At 58.9% G+C, this 7503-nt stretch carries 7 protein-coding genes and 1 pseudogene; 6 read left to right on the top strand and 2 right to left on the bottom strand.

All coding sequences use genetic code 11. The annotated features are described in order from the left end of the window. Together ABJN75_RS10400 and ABJN75_RS10405 are read left to right on the top strand one after the other, a co-directional pair. Positions 1 to 447: c-type cytochrome (locus ABJN75_RS10400; RefSeq protein ID WP_348439408.1), on the top strand; the 447-nt coding region annotated here is incomplete at its 5' end. Next, on the top strand, positions 447 to 1166 hold the full coding sequence (locus ABJN75_RS10405; protein WP_348439410.1) for a DsbA family protein: 720 nt from the start codon (positions 447 to 449) through the stop codon (positions 1164 to 1166). The genes ABJN75_RS10400 and ABJN75_RS10405, both read left to right, overlap by 1 nt. An 8-nt stretch (positions 1167 to 1174) precedes the next feature. On the opposite strand, the gene ABJN75_RS10410 is transcribed toward ABJN75_RS10405, so the two are convergent. Continuing rightward, entirely contained in the window at positions 1175 to 1381 is a 207-nt protein-coding gene (locus ABJN75_RS10410; RefSeq protein ID WP_081285560.1) for a heavy-metal-associated domain-containing protein, read from the bottom strand. 134 nt (positions 1382 to 1515) lie between these two features. Between ABJN75_RS10410 and ABJN75_RS10415 the strand changes: the two genes are divergently transcribed. The 4 genes and pseudogenes from ABJN75_RS10415 (at position 1516) to ABJN75_RS10430 (ending at position 6284) form a co-directional block, all read left to right on the top strand. Next, positions 1516 to 4026 carry a heavy metal translocating P-type ATPase gene (locus ABJN75_RS10415; RefSeq protein WP_043847201.1) on the top strand — a complete coding sequence of 837 codons (2511 nt, stop codon included), beginning with the start codon at positions 1516 to 1518 and terminating at the stop codon, positions 4024 to 4026. Positions 4027 to 4035: 9 nt separating this feature from the next. Then, positions 4036 to 4425 (top strand): Cu(I)-responsive transcriptional regulator, encoded by a 390-nt coding sequence (gene cueR, locus ABJN75_RS10420; protein ID WP_005619161.1) that lies wholly within the window; start codon positions 4036 to 4038, stop codon positions 4423 to 4425. A gap of 119 nt (positions 4426 to 4544) precedes the next feature. Then, on the top strand, positions 4545 to 5495 hold the full coding sequence (locus tag ABJN75_RS10425; RefSeq protein WP_050686576.1) for a DUF305 domain-containing protein: 951 nt from the start codon (positions 4545 to 4547) through the stop codon (positions 5493 to 5495). 20 nt (positions 5496 to 5515) lie between these two features. Next, positions 5516 to 6284, top strand: a pseudogene (locus ABJN75_RS10430) (MauE/DoxX family redox-associated membrane protein). Between the two features lie 2 nt (positions 6285 to 6286). Here ABJN75_RS10430 and ABJN75_RS10435 read toward each other — a convergent pair. Then, positions 6287 to 7503: thioredoxin family protein (locus ABJN75_RS10435; protein WP_348439415.1), on the bottom strand; the 1217-nt coding region annotated here is incomplete at its 5' end.

The following is a 7503-nucleotide window of genomic DNA, read 5'->3' on the forward strand; positions in this document are numbered from 1 at the left end:
GTGGCTACCATATTCCTGTGGACCCGGTCCGGCGGAACCGACCATACGGCGGAAAACCTCATCAACTCCTCAGCCGATGTGGCCGCGGGCGAAGTCCTCTATGCCGAAAATTGCGCCGCGTGCCATGGCGCAAATCTGGAAGGTGAAGAAAACTGGCGCAGTCCGCGTGATGACGGAAGCCTGCCCGCACCGCCGCATGATGCAAGCGGCCACACTTGGCACCACGCGGACAGCATGCTGTTCGCCTACACCAAGCTGGGGGGCGCCGAGGTTCTCGCGGCGCAAGGCGTTGACTTCAACAGCGGCATGCCCGGTTTCGGCGACCAACTGAGCGACGGGGAAATCTGGGACATCCTCGCATACATCAAGTCAACATGGCCGGAGCGTGAACGCGCCACGCAAGCCGAGCGCACGGCCCAGGATATTGCCTCACAAGGAGACGGATAATGAAAAGATTCTTGGCTACCACCGCACTGTTAATGCTTCCGATCGCTGCGATTGCAGACGGCATGGACGAAGACCGGATCAAGGAACTGGTGCTGGAAGCCATCCGCGAGAATCCGGGCATCGTGTTCGAGGCCGCGCAGTTGTTCGAACAGCAACAGCAGGCGTTGCAGGCGCAAGCCGCAGCGCAGGTTTTCGATACGGAAAAAGCCACGCTTGAAAATGATCCCAATGCGCCCGTTCTGGGCAATCCGGATGGCGATGTCACGGTTGTCGAATTCTTCGACTCCAACTGCCCCTATTGCCGCCGGGTTAAACCTGAAATGGAGGCCCTGCTCGCTGCTGATCCCAACGTCAGGGTCGTTTACCGGGAATGGCCCATTCTGGGGGACGGGTCGGTTTTTGCCGCCCGCGCGGCGCTGGCGTCCCGAAACCAGGGCAAATATGAAGAGTTTCATTGGGCCATGATGCAACTGAAGGAACGCGCAGAGGAAGCATCGATTCTCCGCACTGCGGAAGACATCGGCCTCGATGTTGCACAGTTGCGTCGCGACATGAACGGACCGGAAATCGAAGAACACATACAGACTTCCATGCGGCTTGCGCAATCTCTGGGGTTCAGTGGCACACCTTCATTTGTGATCGGCGACAGTCTTGCGCCGGGCCTGATCCAGGCGGACCAGATGATCGAGCTTGTCGATCAGGCACGGGCCGCCGAATAAGGACAATCCTACGCGGCTGAAGCGTCGTAGCCAGCGTCAGCGATGGCTTGCCGCACGGTCGCCTGTTCCAATGTGCTTTGGACAGTGACAAGGCGAAGGTCCAGATCGGCCGTGACAACGGCTGATGGATCCTTTGCCTTGATGCCGCTTTCTATAGCGGATGTGCAGTGTCCACAGCTCATTTTCGGGACGGAAAAAATCATGAAGGCCTCCATTTTTGGTACAACCTCAGACTTGGTCGTTCCATCGGGAGGAAGGTCAAGCAAATATCAAAAAAAATTAGATACTCTCTTGAGCTTCCAGCAACTGGAAGCCCTATATCAGGGTAAGTTCAACCGAGGAGGCCCTCATGACCGACCCCAATACGATACGTCTATCCGTTTCCGGCATGAACTGTGCGTCTTGTGTGGGCAGGGTTGAGAAGGCTTTGAACGAGGTTCCGGGCCTTTCGAACGTCAGTGTCAACCTTGTGAACGAAACGGCTCAATTTCAGATGGATAATCCGGCCACCACGGGCGTGGCGGTCACGGCCCTCTCGAACGCCGGATACCCGGCACGGACGGGGCGCGTAACATTGAACGTAGACGCCATGTCCTGCGCGTCCTGTGTCGGTCGGGTTGAAAAGGCGCTTGTACGGACACCCGGCGTATTGAATGCGGCGGTCAATCTGGCAACCGAAACGGCTGTGGTAGAGTATCTGCCAGATGCCATCACCCCGGAAAAGATTGCCCGGATCAGTACGGAGGCGGGGTACCCGGCCGAGATTGCGCAGAGCGATGCGCACGAGGACCGATCGGACCGCAAGGCAGAAGAAGCCGACGCGCTGGCGCGCCGTGTCATCCTTGCCGCGATCCTGACCGTGCCGGTGTTCGTTCTGGAAATGGGAAAACATACCATACCCGGCTTTGAGGGCCTGATTGAGAGCACAATCGGCATTCAAACGTCATGGCTGATCCAATTCGCGCTTGCCACGGTGGTTCTTTTCGGACCGGGTTGGGGGTTCTTTGCGAAGGGCATTCCGGCGTTGATCAAGCGTGCCCCGGATATGAACAGCCTTGTCGCACTGGGAACCGGGGCGGCGTGGACTTATTCCGTAGTCGCGACCTTCCTGCCTCAGGTGCTGCCTGACGGTGTGCGCGCCGTCTATTTCGAAGCAGCGGCGGTTATTGTCGTTCTGATCTTGTTGGGTCGCTGGCTTGAAGCGCGGGCCAAGGGCAAGACCGGTGCAGCCATTCAGGCCCTTCTTGGTCTGCAGGCAAAGACAGCCAGGGTCCTGCGTGACGGGCAGGCGACCGAGGTTGACATCAAGGAACTGCGGATCGGCGATCAGATCCTCGTGCGTCCCGGTGAAAGGCTGCCTGTCGATGGCGAGGTCACAGAAGGATCAAGCAACGTCGATGAAAGCATGATCACCGGTGAACCCCTCGCCGTGCCAAAGGCTGCTGGCGAACCGGTGACCGGCGGCACGGTGAACGGCACCGGGAGCCTGACCATAACGGCGACGCGAGTCGGGGCGGATACCACGCTGGCGCAGATTATCCGCATGGTCGAAGATGCTCAGGGGGCCAAGCTGCCGATCCAAGGCCTAGTGGATCGCGTGACCATGTGGTTCGTGCCTGCCGTTCTGGTTCTGGCGCTTGCGACTGTGGTTGTCTGGCTGCTGGTCGGTCCCGATCCGGCTCTGACCTTTGCGCTTGTGGCGGGTGTCTCCGTTCTGATCATTGCGTGCCCCTGCGCCATGGGGTTGGCCACGCCCACCTCGATCATGGTGGGGACAGGACGCGCGGCTGAGATGGGGGTGTTCTTCCGCAAGGGAGATGCGCTGCAACATCTGGATGAAGTTGGCGTTGTCGCATTGGACAAGACCGGGACGGTCACGCAAGGGCAACCCAGTTTGACAGACCTCATCACGGCCGACGGCTTTGACCGGGCAGAGACACTCGCCCTCATCGCATCTGTCGAGGCGCAGTCTGAGCACCCGGTGGCAGAGGCCATTGTGCAGTCCGCAAAGAGCGAAGGCCTGTCCTGGCCCGATGCGACGGAATTCCGGTCCGTGACCGGCTACGGTGTCGAGGCGCTTGTCCAGGGCCGCAAGGTTCATGTCGGTGCGGATCGCTTCATGGTGCAGCAGGGCATTGACACCAGCCCGCTGGAAGACCGCGAAAGGGCCTTGGCCGAAAAGGGACGCACCGCGCTTTATGCTGCGGTGGACGGATCCCTGGCGGCCGTGATTGCCGTGGCAGACCCGGTCAAATCCTCCAGCGCCGAAGTGATCGCAGCTCTGCATGATCGAGGGATCAAGGTCGCGATGATCACCGGAGACAAGAAGGCCACGGCAGATGCCATCGCCCGCGAGGTCGGGATCGACCATGTCATTGCAGGGGTGTTGCCGGATGGAAAAGTCGCCGCCCTGGACGAATTGCGGCAAGGGAACAGCAAGATCGCCTTTGTCGGAGACGGCATCAACGACGCGCCAGCGCTGGCCCATGCCGATGTCGGCATCGCCATCGGAACCGGCACGGATGTCGCAATCGAAAGCGCCGACGTGGTGTTGATGTCGGGCGACCTGCGCGGCGTGGTGAATGCCATCGACGTGTCGCGCAAGACCATGCGCAACATACGGCAGAACCTTATCTGGGCCTTTGGCTATAACGTCGCGCTGATCCCTGTGGCGGCGGGCGCGCTTTACCCGGCCTTTGGATTGCTCCTGTCGCCGGTGTTTGCCGCCGGGGCCATGGCGCTGTCCTCCGTGTCGGTTCTGACCAACGCGCTGCGGCTGCGACGGATCAAGGCGACGATGTCGGAACAGGATCCGCCCCACGACGCGGAGACGAAATTCGCAACGCAGCCCGCAGAATAGGAGACAGGTGTGAACATCGGAGAAGTATCAGAACGCGCGGGTTTGCCAGCGAAGACAATCCGCTACTACGAAGACATCGGCCTTGTCCGGCCTTTGCGCAGCGACAACGGCTATCGCGCCTTTCGCGACAGCGACATCCACAAGCTCGCATTTCTCGGTCGCGCCAGGACGTTCGGGTTCTCGATCGAAGACTGCCGCACGCTGCTTGATCTCTATGAAGATGAGACGCGGGAAAGTGCACAGGTCAAGGCTGTCGCTCAAGAGCATCTGGCCGCCGTTGACGAAAAAATCGCCCAGCTCAAGTCGATGCGAGAGACCCTGGCTCACCTCGTTGACGCCTGCCAGGGCGATCACCGCCCCGATTGTCCAATCCTGAAAGATCTGGCCAAAGACCCGTAACGCACGATGCCTGGGCCAGACATTTATGGGGTTTCATGCCGTTTCGATATATCGTCTTGAAACCCTCCAGCGCTGGAATGTTGTTCCTCCACAAATAGAATCCATGATGGAGAGATCAGATGTCTGAAGATGCGATCGGGAAATCTCGTGGCGGGTCCGACACCCGTTCAAGTGAAGGTGCAGCACATTCGGGAGGCCATTCAGGTTCATCCTATGGCCGGTTTCTGGCGATGGTCGGCACATCGACTGCGATCATGTTCGGCCTGATGTACATCAACTCGTACTCCTTCGAACATGTCTACTGGAGCGAAACCCGATTTTACATGACGTTCATCATGGGCGCGACGATGGCGACCGTGATGCTCCTTTTCATGTTGAACATGTACAAGAACAAGGGCGTCAACGCCGCGATCATTCTCGGGTCTGTCGTGATGTTCGCCGGCGCGCTCTGGCTCGTGAGAAGCCAGGAGACCATTCAGGACGAAAGCTGGATGAGCGCGATGATTCCGCACCACTCCATTGCGATCATGACAAGCGAACGGGCCGAGCTGACAGATCCAAGGGTCGAGGCGCTGGCTTCGGAAATTGTGACGGCGCAAAACCGCGAAATTTCCGAAATGCGTTTCCTCATAGATGACATTGAGGCAAATGGCGAAGCCGGTCCTGAATGGCCACTTGGTGAAGCGGACGGTCCGGCTGAAATGGAGGGGCTTCAAGAAGCGATTGCAACCCCGGTGATTGCCGGAATCCGTCCTGCACCGCTCAAAGCCGAAGAAATAACACGCGCACTGGGGTCCGACGGACAATGCCGTTTCATTCGCGCCGTGAACGCCGATCCCATTCTGGTCACGGACGGGGCGGGGAACGGCGTCGCCAAGATATCCGGATCGCTGGTCAACTTCACGTCGCAAGACACAGTGACGTCCGGTGGCGTCCTGTCTGCCGATGGTGGCCAATTCACGCTGGCGCCGGGTGACGCGGACGGTGAAGACGCCACCCTGCTGTTTGAATTGACGGGAGAGACGCCTCTGACTGTCGGATTTACCGGGTATTGGACCTGCAACGGTTAAAGGATTTAAAGGAACGCGTCATGACGAGAGAGGCAAAATCCACCCCGAAGACGGCGGTTTTGTACCGAATGGTGATGGAGGAGCATGTTTGTCCCTATGGGCTGAAAATCGAAGGACCTGCTTGAGCGGGAGGGGTATTCGATTGAGGACCGGCCTCTGAACACCCGCGAGGAAACGGATGCTTTCATGGAAGAACACGGTGTCGAAACGACTCCGCAGACCTTTATCGGCAATGAAAGAATTGGTGGCTATGACGCGCTGAGGGAATTTTTCGGCCAGGACGTAAAGGATGACGACGAGACGACTTATCAACCCGTCATTGCGATATTCGCGGTCGCATTCCTTATGGCGCTTGGTCTCAGTTGGGCGTTTTACGGTTCGATCCTGACGCTGCGGGCATTCGAGTGGTTCATCGCGATCTCGATGAGCTTTCTTGCTGTTCAAAAACTGCAGGACGTCGAGACGTTTTCCACGATGTTTCTGAACTACGATCTGCTTGCCCAGAAATGGGTGCGCTATGGCTATGTCTATCCCTTCGGCGAAGCACTTGCCGGTATTCTCATGGTCGCCGGTGCCTTGGTCTGGATCAGCGCGCCTGTTGCACTGTTCATCGGTACGGTCGGAGCGGCTTCAGTTTTCAAGGCCGTCTACATCGATAAGCGCGAGATCAAGTGCGCCTGCGTGGGCGGCGGTTCAAACGTGCCGCTGGGTTTCGTGTCCCTGACCGAAAACCTGATGATGATATTCATGGGCGTCTGGATGTCGGCGCGTGCGATGGGCCTCTTTTAGGCCTAACCATCCGTTTTCAAAGCGGTCACAGGGTCGCCAAGTGCAGCCCTGCTCAGCGCGTCGAGAACGGCCTCGGACGTCAGAACCTCGGACAGGATGATCCCGTCTGGCGCGTTTGGCCCGTAGACGATGTTGAACGGGATGCCAAACCTGTTGTGGCTTTCCAGATACCGGGAAATGTCAGTGCTGGGCCTAGTCCAGTCTGCCCGCATCGCAACGACATTATCACCCCGCAGTTGGTCGACCACGGGCGCACGGTCCAGCACCAGCGTCTTGTTGGCCTTGCACGTCAGGCACCAGTCTGCGGTCACGTCGACAAAGACGGTTTTTCCCTGCGACACCAGTTTCGGTATCTCGGAGCGATCGAACGCGACCCAGTCCTGGCCCACCGCTCTCGTCTGCGGCGGGATTGTCAGCGCCGTCGGCACCAGAAGGCTGAGAACAGCAACCACCACCAGCGCTGTCGGGCGCGTCAATCTGCCCGGCAAACGTATTGTTGCGAGAAGAATGAAAAGGCTCGTCATAAGCAGCACGGTCATGGCCACCCGGCCACCCGCCACCCCTATCAGTACCCAGAGCAGCCAGATCGCGGTCCCGGCCAGAAGACCGGCAAGCACCCATTTGACGACAACCATCCAACGTCCCGGCCTGGGCAACAACCGGACCAGACCAGGCTTCCCCGCCAGAACCAGATAGGGCAGGGAGAGCCCAAGCCCCAGAGCCGTGAAAACGAGAATGACATCAATCGGGCGCCCGGACAGGGCAAAGGCAACCGCTGTCCCCAAAAACGGGGCCGAGCAGGGCGTGGCCAGCACCGCCGCGAAGGCGCCTGTTGCAAAATCTCCGCCATACCCGTCGCGACCGCTTGATCTGGCCAGCCGTGACTGCAACCCGGAGGGCAATGAAACTTCGAACACCCCGAACAGATTGGCAGAGAACACGGCAAGCACCAGAAACATGACGGTCAGGAAAACAGGGCTTTGGAATTGCAGGCCCCACCCAACGGTGACGCCGACGGATTGCAGAACCAGAATGATTGCGGCGAGGGCCCACATGAACACCAGAACGCCAAGCGCCGACATCAGGAACCCATTCCGGACCTCGTGCGCTGGCTTGTTTCCATGATTGAGAAGCGATGTGAGGTTGATGGACAGGACAGGCAGAACACAGGGCATGACATTCAGGATCAGACCGCCAAGAAAGGCAAAGGCCGCAATCG

Origin of the sequence: Hoeflea sp. (assembly GCF_039975035.1) — a bacterium.
In the GTDB taxonomy this organism is placed as follows: domain Bacteria; phylum Pseudomonadota; class Alphaproteobacteria; order Rhizobiales; family Rhizobiaceae; genus Hoeflea.

Bases quoted from the DNA above. Each gene is read 5' to 3' on its own strand.
- ABJN75_RS10410 (WP_081285560.1), bottom strand. From the start codon at position 1,381: ATGGAGGCCTTCATGATTTTTTCCGTCCCGAAAATGAGCTGTGGACAC.
- ABJN75_RS10405 (WP_348439410.1), top strand. From the start codon at position 447: ATGAAAAGATTCTTGGCTACCACCGCACTGTTAATGCTTCCGATCGCT.
- ABJN75_RS10425 (WP_050686576.1), top strand. From the start codon at position 4,545: ATGTCTGAAGATGCGATCGGGAAATCTCGTGGCGGGTCCGACACCCGT.
- ABJN75_RS10415 (WP_043847201.1), top strand. From the start codon at position 1,516: ATGACCGACCCCAATACGATACGTCTATCCGTTTCCGGCATGAACTGT.